This window comes from Streptomyces sp. NPDC014995, from assembly GCF_043080745.1.
Lineage (GTDB): Bacteria > Actinomycetota > Actinomycetes > Streptomycetales > Streptomycetaceae > Streptomyces.
Genome location: NZ_JBIBVX010000001.1, coordinates 265,140 through 286,546 on the forward strand (window position 1 = coordinate 265,140; position 21,407 = coordinate 286,546).

Annotated in this window: 19 protein-coding genes; 5 read left to right on the forward strand and 14 right to left on the reverse strand. The window is 72.0% G+C overall.

Annotation, left to right across the window (positions count from 1 at the left end; genetic code table 11):
* The first annotated feature begins 567 nt into the window (after positions 1–567).
* A complete protein-coding gene (locus tag ACF1A1_RS01230) occupies positions 568–2,442 on the forward strand; it encodes an ABC transporter ATP-binding protein (protein ID WP_391645304.1) in 1,875 nt (624 codons plus the stop codon).
* Between the two features lie 12 nt (positions 2,443–2,454).
* On the opposite strand, the gene ACF1A1_RS01235 is transcribed toward ACF1A1_RS01230, so the two are convergent.
* The 4 genes from ACF1A1_RS01235 to ACF1A1_RS01250 all read right to left on the reverse strand — a co-directional run bounded on the left by ACF1A1_RS01235 (position 2,455) and on the right by ACF1A1_RS01250 (position 7,223).
* Positions 2,455–2,631: a hypothetical protein gene (locus tag ACF1A1_RS01235; RefSeq protein WP_391644128.1), complete on the reverse strand. Its 177-nt coding sequence runs from the start codon at positions 2,629–2,631 to the stop codon at positions 2,455–2,457.
* A 183-nt stretch (positions 2,632–2,814) separates the two neighbouring features.
* Entirely contained in the window at positions 2,815–4,203 is a 1,389-nt protein-coding gene (locus tag ACF1A1_RS01240) for an amidohydrolase (protein ID WP_391644130.1), read from the reverse strand.
* A gap of 84 nt (positions 4,204–4,287) precedes the next feature.
* Positions 4,288–6,168 carry an FUSC family protein gene (locus ACF1A1_RS01245; RefSeq protein ID WP_391644132.1) on the reverse strand — a complete coding sequence of 627 codons (1,881 nt, stop codon included), beginning with the start codon at positions 6,166–6,168 and terminating at the stop codon, positions 4,288–4,290.
* 242 nt (positions 6,169–6,410) lie between these two features.
* The gene (locus tag ACF1A1_RS01250) at positions 6,411–7,223 is read right to left on the reverse strand and encodes a nucleotidyltransferase domain-containing protein (RefSeq protein WP_391644134.1); all 813 of its coding nucleotides are present in this window, start codon (positions 7,221–7,223) and stop codon (positions 6,411–6,413) included.
* A 123-nt stretch (positions 7,224–7,346) separates the two neighbouring features.
* Here ACF1A1_RS01250 and ACF1A1_RS01255 point away from each other — a divergent pair, with 123 nt between their 5' ends.
* Entirely contained in the window at positions 7,347–8,258 is a 912-nt protein-coding gene (locus tag ACF1A1_RS01255; protein WP_391644136.1) for a hypothetical protein, read from the forward strand.
* A gap of 342 nt (positions 8,259–8,600) precedes the next feature.
* On the opposite strand, the gene ACF1A1_RS01260 is transcribed toward ACF1A1_RS01255, so the two are convergent.
* Both ACF1A1_RS01260 and ACF1A1_RS01265 read right to left on the reverse strand, forming a co-directional pair.
* Positions 8,601–9,320 (reverse strand): aspartate/glutamate racemase family protein, encoded by a 720-nt coding sequence (locus tag ACF1A1_RS01260; RefSeq protein ID WP_391644138.1) that lies wholly within the window; start codon positions 9,318–9,320, stop codon positions 8,601–8,603.
* Positions 9,321–9,325: 5 nt separating this feature from the next.
* The gene (locus ACF1A1_RS01265; RefSeq protein ID WP_391644140.1) at positions 9,326–10,804 is read right to left on the reverse strand and encodes an NCS1 family nucleobase:cation symporter-1; all 1,479 of its coding nucleotides are present in this window, start codon (positions 10,802–10,804) and stop codon (positions 9,326–9,328) included.
* A 162-nt stretch (positions 10,805–10,966) separates the two neighbouring features.
* Between ACF1A1_RS01265 and ACF1A1_RS01270 the strand changes: the two genes are divergently transcribed.
* Together ACF1A1_RS01270 and ACF1A1_RS01275 are read left to right on the forward strand one after the other, a co-directional pair.
* Positions 10,967–11,650: a GntR family transcriptional regulator gene (locus ACF1A1_RS01270; protein ID WP_391644142.1), complete on the forward strand. Its 684-nt coding sequence runs from the start codon at positions 10,967–10,969 to the stop codon at positions 11,648–11,650.
* 66 nt (positions 11,651–11,716) lie between these two features.
* On the forward strand, positions 11,717–13,195 hold the full coding sequence (locus ACF1A1_RS01275; protein WP_391644144.1) for a LamG domain-containing protein: 1,479 nt from the start codon (positions 11,717–11,719) through the stop codon (positions 13,193–13,195).
* 136 nt (positions 13,196–13,331) lie between these two features.
* On the opposite strand, the gene ACF1A1_RS01280 is transcribed toward ACF1A1_RS01275, so the two are convergent.
* From ACF1A1_RS01280 to ACF1A1_RS01295, 4 genes are all read right to left on the reverse strand, one after another.
* The gene (locus ACF1A1_RS01280) at positions 13,332–14,027 is read right to left on the reverse strand and encodes a uracil-DNA glycosylase (protein WP_391644146.1); all 696 of its coding nucleotides are present in this window, start codon (positions 14,025–14,027) and stop codon (positions 13,332–13,334) included.
* A 311-nt stretch (positions 14,028–14,338) separates the two neighbouring features.
* Positions 14,339–14,824 (reverse strand): DoxX family protein, encoded by a 486-nt coding sequence (locus tag ACF1A1_RS01285; protein WP_391644148.1) that lies wholly within the window; start codon positions 14,822–14,824, stop codon positions 14,339–14,341.
* A 106-nt stretch (positions 14,825–14,930) separates the two neighbouring features.
* Complete coding sequence (locus tag ACF1A1_RS01290) at positions 14,931–15,638, reverse strand: class I SAM-dependent methyltransferase (RefSeq protein ID WP_391644150.1); 708 nt, start codon at positions 15,636–15,638, stop codon at positions 14,931–14,933.
* A 140-nt stretch (positions 15,639–15,778) separates the two neighbouring features.
* Positions 15,779–16,678 (reverse strand): acyltransferase domain-containing protein, encoded by a 900-nt coding sequence (locus ACF1A1_RS01295; RefSeq protein WP_391644152.1) that lies wholly within the window; start codon positions 16,676–16,678, stop codon positions 15,779–15,781.
* Positions 16,679–16,777: 99 nt separating this feature from the next.
* On the opposite strand from ACF1A1_RS01295, the gene ACF1A1_RS01300 reads away from it, so the two are divergent.
* Positions 16,778–17,041, forward strand: a complete 264-nt coding sequence (locus ACF1A1_RS01300) for a DUF6343 family protein (protein WP_391644154.1) — start codon at positions 16,778–16,780, stop codon at positions 17,039–17,041.
* 15 nt (positions 17,042–17,056) lie between these two features.
* On the opposite strand, the gene ACF1A1_RS01305 is transcribed toward ACF1A1_RS01300, so the two are convergent.
* From ACF1A1_RS01305 to rpsA, 4 genes are all read right to left on the reverse strand, one after another.
* Positions 17,057–17,437 carry a tetratricopeptide repeat protein gene (locus ACF1A1_RS01305; protein WP_391644156.1) on the reverse strand — a complete coding sequence of 127 codons (381 nt, stop codon included), beginning with the start codon at positions 17,435–17,437 and terminating at the stop codon, positions 17,057–17,059.
* A gap of 50 nt (positions 17,438–17,487) precedes the next feature.
* On the reverse strand, positions 17,488–18,141 hold the full coding sequence (coaE, locus tag ACF1A1_RS01310; RefSeq protein ID WP_391644158.1) for a dephospho-CoA kinase: 654 nt from the start codon (positions 18,139–18,141) through the stop codon (positions 17,488–17,490).
* Between the two features lie 134 nt (positions 18,142–18,275).
* Complete coding sequence (locus ACF1A1_RS01315) at positions 18,276–19,214, reverse strand: PAC2 family protein (protein ID WP_391644160.1); 939 nt, start codon at positions 19,212–19,214, stop codon at positions 18,276–18,278.
* A 648-nt stretch (positions 19,215–19,862) separates the two neighbouring features.
* Entirely contained in the window at positions 19,863–21,362 is a 1,500-nt protein-coding gene (rpsA, locus tag ACF1A1_RS01320; protein ID WP_391644162.1) for a 30S ribosomal protein S1, read from the reverse strand.
* Positions 21,363–21,407 lie beyond the last annotated feature (45 nt).

Consider the following 21,407-nt stretch of genomic DNA (forward strand, 5'->3'; position numbering starts at 1 on the left):
CTCGTAGGCGCACCCCACCTCGTAAGCACACGCCATCCGCGCAGAACCGGACGGCGCAAGGCCACGGCACGCGCAAGCTCGTAGGCGCACCCCACCTCGTAAGCACACGCCATCCGCGCAGAACCGGACGGCGCAAGGCCACGGCACGCGCAAGCTCGTAGGCGCACCCCACCCGCGCGAGCCTCGCAAGCACAAGCCACCCGCGCAGTACCCGTAAACGCGCCCCACCCACGCAGCCCCGTATGAGGACGCCGTCGCCCCGCCCGACTGGCCCAAGCCCCATAGCGCGGACTGCGCCCCCCACCACCCCCGCCATCCCCACAGCCCCCACCCCCTCCCAGCACACGACCCGCGCAAGCGCACCACGGCGGCGTCCCGGCGCGCGCCCGCGCGCATCCTCTCCCCCGCCTTGCGCCCTGCCCTCCCGCAGCGCCTGCCGCGATAGTGGCCACTCGTCCACGATCGGGGAGGCCGGCGGTGCGGAGGGTGGCGAAGCAGCAGCGTCCTGACGAGCGCGAGGTGTCGGAGTCGGAGCGGCTGCTGTTCGGGGGCCCGCTCCGCTACGACATGGGATGGAACCAGCACCGGGACGCCTTCCTGGAGCTGAACTTCCGCGCCATGCTGATCCGGCTGCCCTCCCTCCTCGCCGCCAGCCTGCGTCTGGCCCGGCAGGCCGACCCGCGGGCCGCCCGGATCGTGATGGCAGCCGAGATGGGCCGGGGCGCGGCACAGGCGGTCAGCCTGCTCGCGGTCAACACCGTGCTGGGCCAGTTGATCGGCGGTGGTCCGATCGAGGACCGGCTGCGCGGCGCCGCTCCCGCGCTGGCCGCCATGGCCGTCGTGCTGTTCGTCGGGGCGGTGCTGCGGGCCGTGTCGACGTATGCCACCGGGCGCCTGGAGCCCAAGGTGGAACGGGTGGCGACGGAGCTGTACCTGGAGCGGGCGGCCGCCGTGGAGCTGGCCGCGATCGAGGACCACGCCTTCCACAAGCTGCTGGACACCGCGCAGTACGGCGCCCAGTCGGCCCGCCGGATGATCATGTACGGCACGCGCGTGGTGAACGCGACGATCTCGCTGGCCGCGGCGGCCGGCGTGCTGACCGTGCTGCACCCGCTCCTGCTGCCGCTGCTGGTGACGATGACGCTGCCCAGTGCCTGGAGCGCCCTGACGAACGCCCGGCGCCGGTACGAGTCCTTCCACACGTGGGTGCAGCACGCGCGCGCGGGTCACCTCATCGCCGGTCTCCTCACCGAACCGGCGGCCGCGCCCGAGATCCGGGTGCACGGGGTCGGTCCGTTCCTGCTGCGCCACTTCCGTTCGATGTCGGAGACGGCGGAGGCGGAGCAGGCCCGGCTGGCCCGGCTCGCCGCGCGTACCGGCCTGTTCGCGGCGGCCTGGACGGGCCTGGCGACGGTGGCGACGTACGCCACGCTCGGCGGGCTGCTGATCACCGGGACGATGGCGCTGGCGGTGGCGGGCACGGCCGTGATCGCGATCCGCAGCGGCTCGACGAGCCTGAACACGCTGGTCCTGGAGGTCAACCAGCTCCACGAGGAGGCCCTGTTCGTGGGCGACCTGCAACGCCTGTACGTCGAGGCGGCCGAACGGGCGATCCCGGAGGGCGGCGCCGCACTGCCCGAGGACCCCCGGGAGATCCGCTTCGAGAACGTCACCTTCGGCTATCCGGGGGAGTCGGCCCGCCCCGCCCTCGACGACGTCACCCTCGCCCTCCCCCTCGGCCGGATCATCGCCCTCGTCGGCGAGAACGGCTCCGGCAAGACGACCCTGGTGAAGCTGCTGGCGGGGCTCTACACGCCGGACCGGGGGCGGATCCTGTGGGACGACGTCGACGCGGCGGACGCGGACCGGCGCCAACTGGCCGAGCGCATCGCGATGGTGGCGCAGGACTTCAAACGGTGGCCGTTCACGGCGCGGGTCAACGTCGCCGTCGGCCGCTCGTCCGCGCCGCTGACCGAGGAGCGGCTGGCGGACGCCATCGGCGAGGCGGGCGCCGAGGAGGTGGTCGCGGATCTGCCGCGCGGTCTGGACACCCTGCTGGCCCGGCACTTCAGCGGCGGACACGAGCTGTCGGGTGGGCAGTGGCAGCGGCTGGGCATCGCGCGGGCGGCGTACCGGCGGGGCCGCATCCTGATCGTGGACGAGCCGACGGCGGCCCTGGACGCCCGGGCCGAGCTGGAGGTGTTCGAGAAGATCCGTGCGCTGGCCGACGGCGGCCAGACGGTCGTGCTGATCACGCACCGGCTGGCGTCGGTCCGCCACGCGGATCTGGTGCACGTCCTGGACCAGGGCCGGCTGGTGGAGTCCGGCACCCCGGACGAGCTGCTGGCGGGGGGCGGCGTCTACGCGGAGCTGTACGCCCTTCAGGCGGAGCAGTTCACCGGCCCGCCGACGGCCCAAGTGCCCGCCTCGAAGGCGGGCTGACCCGCGGCCGCGTCAGTCCGTGGCGTCGCCGCCCCGGACGATCACCAGGAACGTGTCCGTGGCGAGGTCCATGACCACCTCGGCGGCCAGCCCCTCCATGCGTCGCGCGTGCGCGAACTCCTCCGCAGGCCACGACCCACGCGGCCCGCCCGCGGGAAAGCGTTCGACCACCGTTCGCCCGTTCACCATCTCGCACCTCCAGAAAGCGTTGCACTTGTAGGAGTTAACGCTCTCCGGCCGCGGAACGCCTCGCCCGGTGACGCTACTGAGACGTAGTTGACACGGATTCAGTGCGGAGTGTAAGGGCCCGATCACCATCTGATCACATGAACCACGCTCCGCGTCAGAACTGGCACTCGTCGGAGTCGGGGCTCAGGTGTCGTACTCCTGGATGCGCCGGCCGTGGCCGAGGTCCAGGAGGTCGGGCATGCGCTGCCCCAGCTCGCGGACGACCGCCGGGACGTCGACGGTGAGCAGCTCGCGGTCGCGCATGAGGACGCGGCCGTCGACGATCGTGGTGCGCACGTCGGAGGAGCGGGCGCTGTGGACGAGGGTCGCGGCGAGGTCGTGCACGGGCTGGGTGTGCGGGCCGGTGAGGTCGACGAGGATGATGTCGGCGCGCCGGCCGGGGGCGATGCCGCCGATCCGGTCGCCCAGTCCGACGGCTCGCGCGCTCTGCACGGTCGCGTGGTGCAGCGCCTGACGGGAGGTCAGCCAGCGGGGATCGCCCTCGGTGGACTTCTGGACCAGGGAGGTGAGCGCCATCGACTCCCAGACGTCGAGGGAGTTGTTGGAGGCGGCGCCGTCCGTGGCGAGTCCGACGGGGACGCCGATCTCGCGCAGGGCCCGGATCGGGGTGGTGGTGGGCCAGGCGAACTTGAGGTATCCGCGGGGGGCGCTCGCCACGGCCGTACGGCCACGCGCGCGTGCGAGGACGGGCAGGTCGCGTTCCAGGATGCCGGTGCCGTGGGCGATCAGGACGTCGGTGTCGAGGATGCCGGTGCGTTCCAGGACCTCGATGGGGGTGACGCCGTGCCGGGCGAGACTGGTGTCGGCCTGGTCGCGGTTCTCGGAGGCGTGCAGGTGGACGGGGAGGCCGTGGGCGAGGGCGAGCTCGGCGGCGGCGGCGAGGTCGGCGTCGGTCACGGTGTAGGGGGCGTGCGGGGCGAGGGCGGTGGTGATACGGCCGTCGGCCCCACCACGGTGACGGAGCGCGAACTCCAGCGACGCCTCACGCCCGCGGTCGCCCTGCGAGGAGAAGTAGGCCTGCCCCAGATGGGCCCGGATTCCGCACTCGGCCACGACGGCGGCAACCGCGTCCATGGCGAAGTAGTGGTCGGCGAAGCAGGTGACACCGCCGCGGATCATCTCGGCGCAGGCGAGCCGCGCGCCCAGCTCGACGTCCCGCTCGGTGAGGTTGGACTCGACCGGCCAGACGACGTCGTTGAACCACTCCCCGGTGGGCAGGTCCTCGGCGAGGCCGCGCAGGGCGACCATCGGCGCGTGCGTGTGGCAGTTGACCAGCCCGGGCATCGCGACCTGGCCGCGGGCGTCGAGCCGTTCGGCCGCCGCGAGTCCGGCCGCCTCGGCGGCACGGGTGACGGCGTCGACGCGTCCGTCGCGTACGACGACGGCGGCGTCCTCCAGGAAGCCGACGCTCTCGTCCTCGCCCTGGGCGTCGTGCACGAGAACGGTGCAGCCGGTGATGACGAGGTCGGCGGCCGGAGAAGACGTCGGGGCGGGCGTCCGGGAGGGCGTCATCACGTCACCGTACGACGCCGTGGCCGGGGCGTGTGAGCCGTGACGGTGTTGTCCCGCCCGTCGGCCCTGTCGGCCGGACGCGTCCTACACGGCGACGGTCCCCCCGGGCAGCTCTCTCGGGAGCTCCACCAGTTCCCGGTGTGCGGCCAGTTCCCCGAGGAGTTCGGTGAGGCGTTGGCTCTGCCGGCGGCCGAGCCGTCCCGTGTCGTCGAAGTGGACGGCGCACGCGGTGGTGGTGTCGACGAGGCGTTCGAGGAGGGCGGCGACCTCGTCGGTGCCCTCGGTGTGCCGGGCCAGGGCGGGCAGTTCGGCGGCGGCGAGGGAGATGGCGGTGCGGGCCTCGGCGAGGGTGCGGTAGGCCTCGCGGCGCAGGGTCCAGCGGGCGGCGCGGTCGTCGGAGCCGTCGAGGACGTGGGCGAGGTAGGCGTACGCGGCGGTCGCGGCGGCGGCGAGCCGGGCGCGCACGTGCCCGCCGCGCTCCCCCGGCATCGGCAGGTGCCCGACGATCAGTACGAGCGCGCAGGCCAGCAGGGTCTCCCCGATCCGGCTGACGGAGGCCTGCGGCTCGCCGCCGACCATCACGAGGGCCAGGACGAGGACGGTGACGACGGCGGTCTGGGCGGCGAAGTGCCGGGTGGCGACGGGGATGAGCGCCCCGCACACGGCGACCAGCGCCACGAGCCCCTCCGGGCGGGGCAGCACGGCGGCGAACCCGGCGAAGAGAAGTGCCCCGAGCACGGTCCCCGCGGCCCGGCACAGCACCCGGGAGACCAGCGGCCCGAGGTCGGGCTTGACCAGGAACACGGCGGTGGCGGGCAGCCAGTACCAGTGCGTGTGCTGCCCGTACCAGTGGGAGTGGTGCAGGGCCTGCGCGATGGCGGCGCTCGCCCCGAAGCAGAGGCCGACCCGCATCCCGTACTCCCGGCCGCCGACCCCGAGGGCCCTGCGCAGCACGTCTCCCACGCTCCGCCGCCGTGTGTGCAGGTCACCACCGCCGCCCTGGTCGAAGGCGTCGGCGGCCTGCAACAGGGCGTCGTCGAGGGCACGCAGCGCGGGCGCCGACCGCGACGGCGCGGGCAGCGGCCCGGTGGGCGCGTTCTCCCGTACGGCGGCGGCGAGTCGCCGGGGTCCGACGGACGCCCGCTCCGCGACGGGCTCCCCGGCCCAGGCCAGGGCGGTCGCGGCCTCGGCGAGGGGCAGCGCGGCGGCGTACTGGGCGTGCAGCCGCCGTTCGGCCGCGGAGCTGGTGCAGCGCCGCAGGCGCGGGCCCGCGAGGGCGTCCTGCGCGTGGTCGAGGGCGGCGGTGAGGGCCGCGCGGCGGGCGGTCGCGTCCTCGGTGCCCACGGCGTCGAGCAGACGGGCGGCGGCCTCGTACACGTCGGCGACGGCGGCCCGTTCCCCGTCGAAGCGGAAGTCGCCGGCCAGCGCGCCGGGCGTGGGCAGGGCGAGCCGCAGGACGAGGAGCCAGCCGGCCCCGGCGAGGAAGGCGAGGGCGCGCACCCAGCCGCTCTCGGGGAGCGGCATGCCGGCCCCGATGGCCGCGGCGACGAGCAGTTGCGTCCCGGCACCCGAGGCGACGGGCCCGATGGCGCTCATGCCGCCGGCGATCAGTCCGAGCCCGGTGAGCACCAGGCTCAGCGCCACGGCTCCCAGCCGGTCCCCCGCGCAGGTACCGACGAGGAGTCCGGCCGCCCCCGCGAGCGCGGGTGCCCCGAGCCGCCTGACGGAGGCCCGCCGGCTGCCGGGCCGGTCGTTGATGCCGGCGAGCATGGCGGCGATCGCGGCGACGACACCCAGGGAGGTGCGGTCGACGAGCACGGCGAGCAGCAGCAACGGCCCGGCCGCGAGTGCCCCGCGCACGACCGCGCTCCACGGAACGGGCCCGCGCTGCGTCCGCAGGGCGTGGGCGAGCCAGGGCGGCAGAGCGGTGGATGTGCGAACGGCAACGGCGGAACGCGGGGACACGAAGCTCCTGTCGGGACGAGGGCGGGGGTGTGCCTTCGGGCGACGGCGGCCGGGGCTGTGCGGTGCGTGGTGTGGCGGTGTGCTGTGCCGGTGTGCTGCTGTGCCGGTGTGCTGTTGGTGCTGTGGTGTGTCTGCTGTGGTGTGTCTCCACGGTACGGGCGGATCTTGGAGGAGTCGGGACGGTTGCGTTTCGGCGAGGTGACAGTTCGCCGGAATCCCGCTTTCTTTATGAACGCAACTCCTCAGGTGCCCGGGAGCGGCGTCCGGGGACGCTCCTCCCGGGACGCGGTGCCCGCTGCCTCCACCGTCTCCTCGAAGAGCACCCGGGCGCGTTCGAGCGCCTCCGGGACGCTCCCGCGGCCCACCTCCGCGACGATGTCGTCGACGTCCCTCAGCCCGGCCCGCTCCAGCAGGCGCTTCTCGTTCGTCACCCACTCGCCGCGCGCGGCCAGCACGGCGTGCCCGGTCTGCGCGGCGGCGACGGCCAGGGCGCCGGCGGCCTCCGCGCGGCGGTCGTGGGGCGCGTGGTGGGCGGCCGCGTAGGCGAGGGTGGCACGGGCGGTGCCGTACCAGCGTTCGCACGCCGTCCGGCGCAGCTTCCCGGGGTAGGCGGCCGGTCGCGCCAGCTCGCCGCGCAGTACGCGGTTGACCGCCAGCTCGGCGACGACCAGGTAGCTCGGGATTCCCGCGAGGTGGAACATCAGCGGCTCCACCCGGAAGCGCCCTTCCTCCGCCTCCGCCCACTCGTGCTCGACGACGTCGAGGTCCCGGTAGTGGACGTCGACGCTCCGTCCGTCGATCGTCAGCCAGGCACCCCCGTTGAAGACGCCGCCGCCCCAGCCGCCGACCTCGGACACCTCGCCCTCCCAGCCGAGGGCACGGAGGTCGGCGGGGTCGAAGGGGCCCCGGTAGTAGACGGCCAGGTCCCAGTCGCTGCCGGGCTGGTCCGTGCCCTGGGCCCGGGAGCCGCCGAGGGCGACCGCGCGGACGGTGGGCAGGGCGGCGAGGCGGTCGGCGGTGGCGGCGAGGAAGTCGGCGTCGGTGAGGGCGGGCATGGGCGCAGCGTACGGAGCCGTGCGCCGCGGCTGCACGCGGTTTCGCACCGGGCTCGGGGCGATTGTCAGTGGTGCGCGTTATCAATGAACTCGTCACGCAGCGTAACGACGGGGGAGGTCGTGATGACGGCGCGGAAGAGGCAGCACGAGAGGCAACACAGGAGCGAGCGCGAGAAGGATGACAAGGGGAGTCGCGAGAAGGACTACCGGAAGGAGCACGAGGGTCGGGAGTCGGCCGACGGCAGGGCTGAGCCGGAGGCCGGGGAGGCGGCCGGTGACGGCGGGGAGGCCGGTGATGGTGGGGACGGCGCGGACCGCGGGGAGGCCGGTGATGGCGGGGACCGCTGGGACGGCGGGGAGGGTCGGGCCGGCGCCCAGCCGTCCCGGACACACCTGTCCGCAGCCGGTCTGCGCGCCCGGGGCTGGACCGCCGACATGATGCGGCAACTACTCGGCGAGCCCGATCTGTTCGGCGTCGACGCGCGTTTCCGCTCGGCGCCGCGCACCCGTCTCTACCTGGTCGAGCGGGTCGAGGCCGCCGAGCGGAGTGACGAGTTCCGGGCCGTGGCCGCGGCTGCCGCGCGCCGGTCCGGTGCGGCGAAGGCGGCCGATCGGCGCAGGCGACGGGAGGTGCTGGGACGCATCGCGGCGGAACCCCTCGACGTGCCCCGGCTGGCGCCGGACAGACTGGCGGCCCTGGCGGTCGAGCACCACCGCCGCCGGGAGGCGGAGCGGGCGCACGGGCGCTGGGGCCCTCCCGTGGCGGACCCCGCCGCGCCGATCGACGGCGCCGACGCCGAGGTCGACGCCGAGGTCGACGCCCGCACGCTCCAGCGGTGGAAGGTCGAGTATCTGCGCCATCGTCTGGCCCGGTACGTCGACGTTCTCGACGAGTTGTACGGGCGCACGGGGCGGGCGGCGGAGGAGCTGCTGCGGCGCAGGGTCTACGCGGCCATCGCCGGGGCGTACCCCGATCTCGCAGGCGAGTGCGAACGTCGGCTGCGGGAACGGGAGTGGGGTCCACCCCGGGCGTGACAGCGCGGGGCGGGGGCTCGCACGACCGGACCGACCGGCCGGCCGCGTCCCTGCGCTCCGCGCCCACGAAGGATGATCAGGCCCCGCGCGTACACGGAGCACCTGGCGGCCCGGCCCGAGTGGGGGTTGCCCTTGCTGGAGGGGAAAAGGGAGTGGGCCTACAGAGGAGGGAGTGGGCCGATGCCCGCAGGTGGTGTGACGTCGGCGAGCCGGAGGGGCTCGCCCGGGAGGTCGGCGTGTTCGCGTGGCCGACCCAGGAGGACGGCCGGCGGGTGGCGACGCCGTACGGCCCGCCGAGCGGGTGGCCGCGGACCTCGTCGAGGGCCGGCGGCGGCACCCGCCTCACCCCGCCGGAGGCCTCCAGTCCCGCCGCTTCGGCACCGGCTTGGCGAAGCTGCCCGACCGGCTCGTGCGCAGCCCCATCGCCACCAACGCCTCCGCCAGCTTCACCGCCGCCCCCACCCCGTCGACCACCGGAAGCCCCAGCTTCTCCCCCACCGCCTGCTCCAGTCCCGTCATCCCGGCGCACCCCAGGACCAGGACCTCGGCGCCCGCCTCGCGGGCCCGTTCCGCCGCCGCGAGGAAGGCGTCCTCGGTGCGCCGGGCGTCGTCGAGGTCGAGGACGCCCAGGCCCGTACCGACGACGGCGGCGCAGTTGCGGCCCACGCCGGCCAGTTCCAGGCTGTCCTCGATCTGCCCGCACGACCGCTCCAGGGTGGTGACGACCCCGTAGCGGCGGCCGAGCAGGCAGGCCAGATGGGCCGCGGCCTCGGTGATGTCGACGACCGGGACGTCCACCAGTTCCCGTACGCCCTCGCGCCCGTGCTCCCCGAAGCCGGCCATGACGACGGCGTCGTAGGGCGGCCCGTCGTAGGTCCGCAGGGTGTCGAGGACGGCGGCCGCCGAGAGGTAGCTGTCGAGCCAGCCCTCCGCGGACTCGGGTCCCCACGCGGGGGTCAGCCCGGTCACGGTGGTGCCCGGGCCTGCGGCGGCCCGGGCACCTCGTACGATCTCCGCGGTCATCTCCTGCGTGGTGTTGCAGTTGGTGACGACGATCCGCACGCTGCTCAGACCTCCACGGGCTCGTCGGAAGCGACCGCGGACCCGGCCGCCCGCTCACCGCGGCACAGAGCCGCGTACAGACCGGCCGCCAGCGCCGTCCCGATGAACCAGGAGTACGGGGCCACGTCGCTGAACGTCGTCACCAGCGCGAGCACCGCCGCGACCGCGGCCGAGGGCAGGAACGCCCACATGGCCTTGGGGTTGACGCCCTTGCGGTAGTAGTAGCGGGAGCCCGGGCGGGCGTCGAACAGCTCGTCCACGTCGACGCGGCCGCGCTTGACGAAGTAGTAGTCGACCATGATCACGCCGAACAGGGGGCCCAGGAAGGCGCCGAGGCCGCCGAGGAAGTAGTTGACGACGGTCGGGTTGGAGAACAGGTTCCAGGGGGTGACGACCAGGGCCGCCACCGTGCTGATCATGCCGCCGATCCTGAAGGTGATCTTCTGCGGCCAGACGTTGGCGAGGTCGTACGCCGGGGAGACGAAGTTGGCGACGATGTTGACGCCCATGGTGGCGATGGCGAAGGTCAGCGCGGCCAGGACCAGCACCCAGGTGTTGCCGACCTTGGCGACGAGCTCCGCCGGGTCGGTGATCGCCTCGCCGAACACCTCCAGCGAGCCGGCCGTGACGATGACCGAGACGACCACGAAGGCGGTGGAGTTGATCGGCAGGCCCCAGAAGTTGCCCCGCTTGACCGTCCGGTAGTCGGGCGAGAAGCGGGAGAAGTCGCAGAAGTTCAGCATCAGCGTGCCGTAGGTGGCGAGGATCAGGCCGATCGCACCGAACCACTGCCGCCACTGCTCGCCCACGGACACCGGGTGCGGGGTGGAGGTGAGGGAGATCGTCCAGCCGGCCTTGGCCAGGATCCAGACCGCCAGCGCGATCATCACCAGCCAGATCGCCGGACCGCAGAAGTCCTGGAACTTGCGCACCGACTCCATGCCCTGGCTGATGATCACCGCCTGGATCAGCCACAGCGACACGAAGGAGACCCAGCCCAGCGCGTCGAGTCCCAGGAAGGAACTGTGCGTCCACGACTCCAGGCCCGGCCAGGCCGCCAGCAGCATCACGTTGACGGCGACGGAGGCGAGGTAGGTCTGGATGCCGTACCACATGATGGCGATCACGGCGCGGATCAGGGCGGGGATGTTGGCCCCCCACACGCCGAAGCTGATGCGGCTGACGACGGGGAAGGGCACGCCGTGGCGCTGGCCGATCTTCCCCATCCAGTTCATGCCGATGTAGATCAGTACGAAGCCGACGAGGAGGGAGGTGAAGACCTGCCAGACGTTCATGCCGAGGACCAGCAGGCCGGCCGCGAAGGTGTAGTTGCCGAGGTTGTGGACGTCGGACATCCACAGGGCGAAGAGGTCGAACACCTTCCAGTTGCGCTTCTCGGCGGGGGCGAGGTCTTCGTTGGTGAGCCGGGGATCGGGGACGAACGCTGGGGCGCCGGTGGCTTGGGCGCGGTCGGCGAGGGACACGAGGCCTCCCTGGACGAGGGGACGGAGGAGGGCTGCGGGGGGTGAAGGGCCATACGACGCGTCGTTTGGTATACCAAACTGCGGTCATGGTGCCGCCGTCAAGCGTTCGGACCGATGTCCCCCTTGTTACGGCTCCGTAAAAGACCTCTCGCATCGGCGAGGATGACACCCATGAGCTCCACGGCGAAGATCGAACCCCTCGGCGCGGTCCGCGAGCGCGTCCTGGCCACCCTGCGACAGGAGATCATCGCGGGCCGTCTGCGCCCCGGCGACCGACTGGTCGAACGCGAACTCGCCGAGCGGTTCGGCGTCTCCCGCGTGCCGGTCCGGGAGGCCATCCGCGCCCTGGTCGCCGAGGGCTTCGTCCTGTTCGAGACCCCGCGCCGGACGGTCGTACGGCGACTGAGCCCCACCGACGTCAAGGAACTCTTCGAACTGCGCGAGGCGTTGGAGGTGTACGCGGCCGGCCTGGCCGCCTCCCGCGCCACCCCGGAGGCGCTCACGGAACTGCGCGAACTGCTAGACCAGGCCGCCGAGGCGACACGGACCGAGGACGCCGAGGCGATCACCGACATCAACACCCGCTTCCACGACCGCATCCTCGCCCTCGCCGGCAACAGCCTGCTCATCTCCGTCATGGAACCGGTCGACGGTCGGCTGCGCTGGCTCACCCGGCAGAACGAGGAATGGCCCCAACTCCTCACCGAGCACTGCGAGTTGTACGAGGCGATCGCGTCCGGCGACCCCGACCGGGCCCGCGCCCACGCGCTGCGCCACGTCCAGGCCAACTACCGGTCCACCGTGCGGCATCTATTCGGGGAGCTTTCCGACCACCCGTCCGCCTAGACTCTGCCGACGCTTCGGACACACGTCCGAAGAGAACGGCCGGAGAACTCGGGACGGAGAGACCACATGGTCAGCAGACGTGGGCTGTTGAGCGGAGCGGCACTCGTGGGGGCGGGCACGGTGACCGGGGTGCTGGGCGGCGCGGGAACCGCCGCGGCCGACACCCCCCTGGACACCCCGTTCACACCGGTCGGCACACCGCACCTGGCGGAGGCCGAACGCATGGTGCGGTACCAGCGACTGCTCGCGGCCGGCTACCTGCCGGGCGGTCTGGCCGGGCTCTGGCCGCTGGACGGATCCGGCGCCGACCGCTCCGGGCTGGGCCGGCCCGTCACCCCCGGCGCCGGCACGACCTGGACGACCCTGCGGGCCGGCGGCGAGCTCAGCCTCGACGGCACCTCCGGCGCCTACGCCGCCACGGCCTCCGTACTGGACACGACGGCCCCCTTCACCGTCTCCGCCTGGGTACGCCTGTCCAACGACGCCACCAGCCCCGCCGACCTGGCCAACATGTACACCGCCGTCAGTCAGGACGGCACCAGTTGCAGCCGTTTCCTGCTCCAGTACGACGACACCGCCGGCACCTGGGCGTTCAAGGTCCGCAGCGAGGACCAGAGCGTCAAGATCTCCGCCCTCGCCACCACCGCCCCCGTGACGGGCCGCTGGACCCATCTGACCGGGGTGTGGGACGGCACCCGCATCCACCTCTACGTCGACGGTGTTCTGGAAGGCAGCGCCGACGCGGCCGTGTCATGGGCCGCCACCCAGGGCTTCAACATAGGCCGCGCGCGGTGGGACGGCGCCTACGTCAACCGCTTCAAGGGCGCCATCGACGACGTCCGCGCCTACGGCCGCGCCCTCACCGCCGACGAGGTCTCCGTGATCAGCGGCCGGACGGCCCGCCTCAACAACGTCTACCTGATCGGCTCCCCGTCGACCGTCACCTGGGGCACGCCCGACGACCTGACGAGCTGGATCGCGCGGGCCCGCTGCTCGTCCTTCATCACCTGGCTGCTGAAGCACACCTACGGATGGGCCACCGACGCCTACTTCACCCAGTACTTCCAGGACCGCATCCCCGAGGCCGCCGACTACCGGCAGGCGTTCACCAACGGCACCGCCGGCCCGCGCTTCCGGCAGATCCGCAAGGTCACCGACCTCCAGCCGGGCGACCTGATCTCGGTGGACTACATGGGCCAGGTCGAGGACAACACCGGCCACATCGTCATGGTGCGCGAGGTCAAGGGCGTCTTCAGCGGCGTCGCGGACTTCACCGGCGAGACCCAGTACGCCGTCGAGGTCGTCGACTGCACGGCCGAGCCGCACGGCGTGTACGCCCTGACCAACTACCCCAAGTATCCCGACACCCGCATGGTCAGCCTCGTGCAGGAAGAGAACCTCGAAGGCGTCGGCATCGGCCACATGATGTTCTACGCCTCCGACGCCACCGGCGAATTCTCCCGCTACCGGTGGAGCGTCAACACGGCCAAGGCAAGCGCCCACCCGGTGACGTCCCGGCCGATCGCCGCGGCCCGCATCGTCTGAGCGGACAGCAGCGGCGGGGCGGCGGCAGCGGAAGAGGTGCGGCAACGCAGGGCGGCGGCCGCGTCCGGGCGGTGGCAGCCGGACGTAGCAACGACCGGGCGGCGGCAGCGACCGGGCGGTGGCAGCGGCCGACTGGTCACGACAGTCCTGCCGCTGCCGCCGCCGTCCGCAGTACCTCCTGCAACATCTCGGGCGTGAGCCGCCCGGTGAAGGTGTTGCGCTGGCTGACATGGAAGCAGCCGAAGAGATCGAGGCCGTCGAGCGGCACCCGGGCCCCGTGCGCGAAGACGGGCCGCGGACGGGGGACCGGCCAGCCGGCCTCGGCGAGCGCGGGCAGCGCCGCCTGCCAGCCGAACGCGCCCAGGACGACTACCGCCCGCAGCGTCGGCCGCAGCAGCCGCAGCTCCTGGACGAGCCAGGGACGGCAGGTGTCCCGCTCCTCGGGGGTGGGCTTGTTGCCGGGCGGCGCGCAGTGCACGGGCGCGGTGACCCGCACGCCGTGCAGGACGAGACCGTCGTCGGCCGACACCGACGTCGGCTGCGAGGCCAGCCCCAGGTCGTACAGCGCCTGGTACAGCACGTCCCCGGAACGGTCACCGGTGAACATACGGCCGGTGCGGTTGCCGCCGTGCGCGGCCGGGGCCAGCCCCACGATCAACAGACGCGCGTCGGACGGGCCGAAGCCGGGCACCGGCCGCCCCCAGTACGTCCAGTCGGCGAAGGCCGCCCGCTTCGTCCGGGCCACCTCCTCACGCCAGGCCACCAGCCGGGGACAGGCCCGGCAGCCCGCGACGCGCCGGTCGAGGGCGGTGAGGGCATGCGGGGCGTCCATGTGTCCACCGTAAGGCCGCGGCAGCCCCGCGTCGGCGGCCGCCCGTCGGCACCTGACAGTGCCTGTCTCCGCCGGCCGGTGCCTGACACTGCCGTCGGTGCCTGACACTGCCCCCTTCGATGCCTTTCGGTATCTCTCGACGGCGGGCGACGACACCATCGGCCCGTGCAGCGGCCGGGCTGTACAGGGCCGTACCAGGGGCCGTACAGGCGGACCGGGGTCCCCTCCACGACCCTGCACGGCTGTAGTGCCCTGCGTGTGTGGCCTGTAGCGCTCCGGTACGACGGCAACAACCGGGCCGCCCCCAGCCGTCACGCCCGGCGCCGCAGCAGCCGCAGCAGCCGCAGCAGCTCCACCGTAGAGCCCCTCCGCGCCCAGGCGATCAGAGTCAGCGGGACAAGGAGAATGACCGGTGTCGCCGCGTTCTGCCCGTCGAAGACGACCACCTGGACCACGAACGCGCCCACCATCAGCGCGCCCAGCGCCACTGCCGCCACCGACTGGAGAACCGGCACCAGCAGGGCGATGGCGCCGGCCAGTTCGAGGACGCCGATCGCGTACATGCCCGCGCTGCCCCAGCCCATCTGGTCGAAGCCCTCGGACGCCGACGGGTGCGCGATCAGCTTCGGCAGCGCGCTCGCGATCCCGTAGAACAGGGCGAGCACGATCTGCAGGCCCCGCAGGGCGATCCGGGCCCGGCGACCACGAGCGGTCGCGGACTCGGCGACGACCGTGCCGGAGGACGAGGGGGAGGCGGTGGAAGCAGCGGCGACGACGGAAGCCGTGGTCTGGGACATGGGGGTCTCCCGGGGGATGTGGTCCGTGGTGATGTCGAGGAGGTAGACCGTGTCCCGGCGCCGAACTCATCGACACCCGCCTGCTCTTCTCCCGTCGCTTCCTCGGTCACACAGCCGCCTGCTCCCCCACCCGCACCGCCCTCACCCAGGTCCGATCCTCCGTCAGATACCGGTCCACTCCCAGGCCCGCCTCCGCCAACGCCTCCTCGAACTGTTCCTCGGTCAGCGGACGCGCACGGAACGTCTGGGTCCACACGGCGTCCGGGAACACGTACTCCACGCGCACCGAGTTGACCCCGTCGCCGACCGGGTCCACCGACACGATCCGTACCGTGTGGCCGCTCGGGTCGACGCGCTCGCGCGGCACGTCGGTGTGGTAGTCCTCCCCCTCCCGCTGGATCAGCACGCACCCGTCCCTCGTGACGTGCCGTGCGCAGGCGCGCAGCATCCGCCGCCGGACCTCGACGTCCCCGTTGTGCACGAGGAACGACGCGAGCATCACCACGTCGAACGTCTCTTGCAGGTCGAGGTCCTCGATGGGGCCGCATATCGTGCGCGCCCCGCGCACGCGCTCCAGCATCTCGGCGGACTCGTCCACCGCCGTGACGGTGAACCCGCGCTCGAGGAGAGCGTGGGTCACGCGGCCCACGCCACTGCCCAGCTCCAGGATGTGCGCGCCCGCGGGCACCGCCGCGGAGACGACGTCCGGCTCGGTGCCCACCGGCAGCCGGGCGTACAGTTCGACGGCGCAGCCGTCCGCGGTGATCGCGCCGGGCCCCGTGCCCTCGTAGCCCGCACGCATGTCGAGTGTCATGCCCGTCCAACGGCCGTGCTGCGCAACGCCGTTCCCCTCCGACGCCAGTTCACTCGTTCGAGTGATGGCATCCGTGTTCGATCGGTGTCGGCAGCTCTCCTGCTCCTGGCCGCCGCCCCGGCCACTCCCGCGGCAGCCGGCTACAGCACGAACCAACCCGTCCCGACGTACCAGTGGCCGCCGTCCCGCAGGTGGTCCACGACGGCGCGCTCCAGGACGGTCCGGCGCGGCAGCCGGTCCAGCGGCACGTCGGTGGTGCCGAAGACGAAGCGCACGGGCGTCGTGTCCTCCGGTTCCTCGGGCACATGACTGATCGTGAACCGCTCCTGGAAACGGACGATGTTGGAGTGTTCCGGCAGGTACCGCTTCAGCTGCGGGTCGAGCAGCCACGAGTCGCAGGTGGCCACGGTGTAGGGCTCCTCGGGGTAGTGCCGGGCGAAGAAGTCCCGGGCCCGCGCGAGGGAGCGGTCGCAGGCGTCCGGTGCCAGCGGTCCCATGAAGTCGGGCACGTGCAGGCCCAGGGCGGGGTCGCCGGGCCCGGGCGCGAGGCCGGCCGCCGCGAGGGAGTCGCTCGTCCGGTGCCCGACGCGGTCCCGCTGGAACTGCAGCCGGCCCAGTTGGTACAGCTCGCCGTGGAGGTGCAGCGACAGCCACCGTGGCGAGAGCAGTCCCCCGGTGCCGTGCCAGCGGCGGTGCCAGGCGACGCCCCGCCCGATGTCGGCGAGGGTGCGCCGCGAGATCTCCTCGGGGATGCCCCGCTCACGGTGGTGGGCCCGCACGTACGGCAGGGCGGCCACGCACACGTAGAGCGGGAAGAAGCGCGCGAGCGCCTCCGAGGCGCCCGGGAGCTGAGGTATGTCGACCATCCCCCGGATCTCGCCCATCCCGTCGACGAGGTCCGCCACGCTCTTTTCCAGGAACCCCAGTGCGTCCGGATCGCCCACCACCTGTCGGCTGAGCCGTACGGGTTCGTCGATGTCCTGGTGCGGTACTCCGAGGTCGAGGAGCACCTCGGCCAGTTCGTCACGGTCCGGCAGCACGAGTGGAAACCTTCCCTTCGATCGGCGCTCTGTCGCGGGACGACTCCATTGAGGAACGTCCGGACCGAAGAGTACGTTTCAGGAAGGAGTGATGATCCGATGCGTACGGGCAGTGAGCCGAGGACAGCGCGCAGTGCTCTGCGGATGCGGCTCTGGCTGAGCCTGTGGGGACTGGTCTGGGCCACCTTCGGCACGATCGCGTTCGCACTCTCCGGGCGGCTGGGCTGGGCCGTGGCCTGTGGAGTGCTGTGGCTGGTGATCACCGTCGATCTGATGGTGATCCTCCGGCACATCCGGCAGGGGCCTCACTTTCAGCCCGGCCGGGACGTTCCGCCGTACCGGCCTCCGGACCACCGCCCGTGAGCCGGGGCACAGCGCTCAGGAGTCGAAACGCGCCGCTTTCAGGTACTGCGGATTCGGGTCCAGCGCGGCCGCCAGGCGGAAGTGGCGTTTGGCCTGGTCACCGCGGCCCTGCCGCTCGTAGGTGCGGGCGAGCGCGAAGTGCGCGAACGCGTTGTCCGGCTCACGCTCCAGGACGATGGCGAATTCCAGCTCGGCGGGCCGCAGTTGCGCGGCGGCGAAGAAGGCACGCGCGCGCAGCAGGCGGGCGGCGGTGTTCTCGGGGTGTGCGGCTATGACACCGTCGAGCAGCTTCACCGCGCCCCGCGGGTCCCGTGCGGCGAGCAGCTGCTCCGCGGCACGGAAGTCGATGACGTGCGTCTCCGGAGTACGTCCGGTCGAACCGCTGATATCGGGCACGGAAAAATCCTTCCCTCACTGCACGCGTTCAACGCGCGGAGCGGGGGCCGCTATTCCTGGGACGGTTCGCCGGACTGTTCCTCCGACGGGGTCGGGGACTGCCGTGGCGCGCGCGCTCGGCGAGCCAGCTCGGCCCATACGTCCTTGACGCGTCTCTCCAGGTCCGCCAGCGGTACGTCGTTGTCGATCACGATGTCCGCGATCTTCCGGCGCTGCTCGCGTGTCGCCTGCGCGGCCATACGCGCGCGTGCGTCCTCCTCGGTCATGCCGCGCAGCCGGAGGAGCCGGTCCAGCTGGGTCTCGGGCGGGACGTCGACGACGACCACGAGGTCGTACAGGGGTGCGAGTCCGTTCTCCGTGAGGAGAGGGACGTCGTGGACGACGACGGCGTCCTCGGGTGCTGCGGCCTCCAGCTCGCGGGAGCGGGCGCCGACGAGAGGATGCACGATCGCGTTGAGGACGGCGAGTTTCTCGGGGTCGGCGAAGACGATCGAGCCCAGTGCGGGCCGGTCGAGGCTGCCGTCCTCAGTGAGGACGTCCCGGCCGAAGGCGTCGGCGATCGCGGCGAGGCCTGGGGTTCCGGGCGCGACGACCTCGCGTGCGATCCGGTCCGCGTCGATCAGCACGGCGCCGCACTCGACGAGCAGCCGCGACACCTCGCTCTTGCCGGCGCCGATTCCGCCGGTCAGCCCCACGGACAGCATGACCGCGTCCTCCACCTCACGACCCCCGCTGGCGCGGGGAGCACGTCCGACTCCGATACCGCCGGTCAGGCCCACCGGATCAGCTTCGCGTGCGGGAAGAGCGGTGGGGTGCGGTCGCCGGCCAGCCTAGCGGATCAGCCCTCTCCCTCCCGCTCGGCCAGAAACTTCTCGAACTCCCGCCCGATCTCGTCCGCCGACGGGATGTCGACCGGCTCGGCGAGCATGTTGCCGCGGCTCTCGGCGCCCGCGGCGGCGTCGTACTGGTGCTCCAGGCCCTGGACGAGGGCGGTGAGCTCCTCGTCGCCCTCCTGGATCTGGCGGTCGATCTCCGTCTGCGTGCGGTGTGCGTCCGTGCGCAGGGAGTGCGCGATGCCGGGGAGGACGAGTCCGGTGGCGGCCGTGATGGCCTCCAGGACGGTCAGCGCCGCGTCGGGGTACGGGGAGCGCGCGATGTAGTGCGGAACGTGCGCGGCGACGCCCAGGACGTCGTGTCCGGCGTCCATCAGGCGGTATTCGACGAGTGCCTCGGCGCTGCCGGGGACCTGTGCCTCGTCGAAGGGGCTGCGGTGGCCGGGGACGAGGTCGGTGCGGTTGCCGTGCGGGGTGAGGCCCACCGGCCGGGTGTGCGGGACGCCCATGGGGATGCCGTGGAAGTTGACGGACAGGCGTACGCCGAGCCGCTCCACGATCTGTCTCACGGCCGCGGCGAAGCGCTCCCACTCCACGTCGGGCTCGGGTCCGGACAGCAGCAGGAAGGGTGCTCCGGTGGTGTCCTGGACGAGCCGTACCTCGATGGCCGGATCCTCGTACTCGGCCCATCGGTCGCGCTTGAACGTCAGCAGCGGGCGGCGGGCGCGGTAGTCCACCAGCCGGTCGTGGTCGAAGCGGGCGACGACCTGGTGGGGCAGCGCGTCGAGCAGCCGGTCGACGATCTGGTCGCCGGTCTCACCCGCGTCGATGTATCCGTCGAAGTGGTAGAGCATGACAAGTCCGGCCGACTCCTGGGCGAGCGCCATGTCGACGACGGCCAGCCCCTTCGGCTCCCATGCGTACAAACCCTGCGGATCAAGCACTTGGACCGCTCCTCCTCGTGTTCGTACTGGACAACGCGCCGCAGGACGTGGGCATTCCCGGCCCATGCCCCTGATCAGGTGACTCCCTACGGCCTTCGCGTGGCGGACGGTGTCAGGAGCCCGGCACGCGCCGCGTGGATCGCGATGACCGCCTTGCGGGCGGAGGTGAACGCGCCGTGCTGCAGGCATCGGTGTCACTGAGCCAGTCGCCGGCGAAGCGGACGCGTCCGCTGGGCTCGTCGAGGGGCTCGTCGAGGGGCTCGTAGCGGGGGTGGTCGAGGAGGAGGCCACCGGCCGACTCAGAGGTAGGGCGGCGGCGTTGACGTCAGGTCGGCCGACTCGTTCCCGACCCGTACTGAGGCTGTGCCATGACTGGGCTCCCCTTCCGATCCGGAACGAAGACCGGGGAAGCGTGCCAGTACCGGGTTACGACCCGTCAGCTAATCGTGTATCCCGCACGTTTCTACGAGCACGGGCAGCTCCCTGAGGGGCGGCAGGGCAACTCCCTCCAGGGGCGCGGGGAACCGCGCGACCAGCCATGGACGGCCCGCGCCAGGATGACGGCCGCACTCCCGGGGCACGCCTGAGGGCCCGCACCTCGAAAGGTGCGGGCCCTCAGACCTAACGGCTAACCCTCAGCGGCAGCGATCAGCTCTGGCCGCCGGCCAGCTTCTCGCGCAGCGCGGCAAGCGCCTCGTCCGAAGCCAGGGCACCGGAGGTGTCAGCACCCTCGGAGGAGTACGAACCGCCACCGGACGCGGCCGGAGCCGCACCCGCCGCGTCGCCACCCTCGGCAGCGGCCTTCTCGTCCGCCTCGCGGGACTTGATGACCTGCTGCTGGTGCTGCTCGAAGCGGGACTGCGCCTCGGCGTACTGGCGCTCCCACTCCTCACGCTGCTTCTCGTACCCCTCGAGCCAGTCGTTGGTCTCCGGGTCGAAGCCCTCGGGGTAGATGTAGTTGCCCTGGTCGTCGTACGACGCGGCCATGCCGTACAGGGTCGGGTCGAACTCGACCGAGGCCGGGTCGGCACCGAAGGACTCGTTGGCCTGCTTCAGCGAGAGGCTGATGCGACGGCGCTCGAGGTCGATGTCGATGACCTTGACGAAGATCTCGTCGTTGACCTGGACGACCTGCTCCGGGATCTCCACGTGGCGCTCGGCCAGCTCGGAGATGTGGACCAGACCCTCGATGCCCTCGTCCACGCGGACGAACGCACCGAACGGAACCAGCTTCGTGACCTTGCCGGGCACGACCTGGCCGATCTGGTGGGTGCGGGCGAACTGCTGCCACGGGTCTTCCTGGGTCGCCTTCAGCGACAGGGAGACACGCTCGCGGTCCATGTCGACGTCGAGGACCTCGACGGTGACTTCCTGGCCGACCTCGACAACCTCGGAGGGGTGGTCGATGTGCTTCCAGGAGAGCTCGGAAACGTGGACCAGACCGTCGACGCCACCCAGGTCCACGAAGGCACCGAAGTTGACGATCGAGGAGACGACGCCGGAACGGACCTGACCCTTCTGGAGGGTCGTGAGGAACGTCTGGCGGACCTCGGACTGGGTCTGCTCGAGCCAGGCACGGCGGGACAGGACCACGTTGTTGCGGTTCTTGTCCAGCTCGATGATCTTGGCCTCGAGCTCCTTGCCCACGTAGGGCTGGAGGTCGCGAACGCGGCGCATCTCGACCAGGGAGGCCGGGAGGAAGCCACGGAGGCCGATGTCGAGGATGAGACCACCCTTGACGACCTCGATGACGGTACCGGTGACGATCCCGTCCTCTTCCTTGATCTTCTCGATGGTGCCCCAGGCACGCTCGTACTGGGCGCGCTTCTTCGAGAGGATCAGGCGGCCTTCCTTGTCCTCCTTCTGGAGAACAAGGGCTTCGATCTCGTCACCGACGGCGACGACCTCGTTGGGGTCGACGTCGTGCTTGATCGAGAGCTCACGGCTCGGGATAACGCCTTCGGTCTTGTAACCGATGTCGAGCAGGACCTCGTCCCGGTCGACCTTCACGATGACGCCGTCGACGATGTCGCCGTCGTTGAAGTACTTGATCGTCTCGTCGATCGCGGCGAGGAAGGCTTCCTCGTTACCGATGTCGTTGACCGCTACCTGCGGGGTGGTGGCGGTGGTCTCGGTGCTGCTCGTCATGTGGGAAAGGGCTCCGGTACGGACATTGAAGTCGTAGGTACTGCT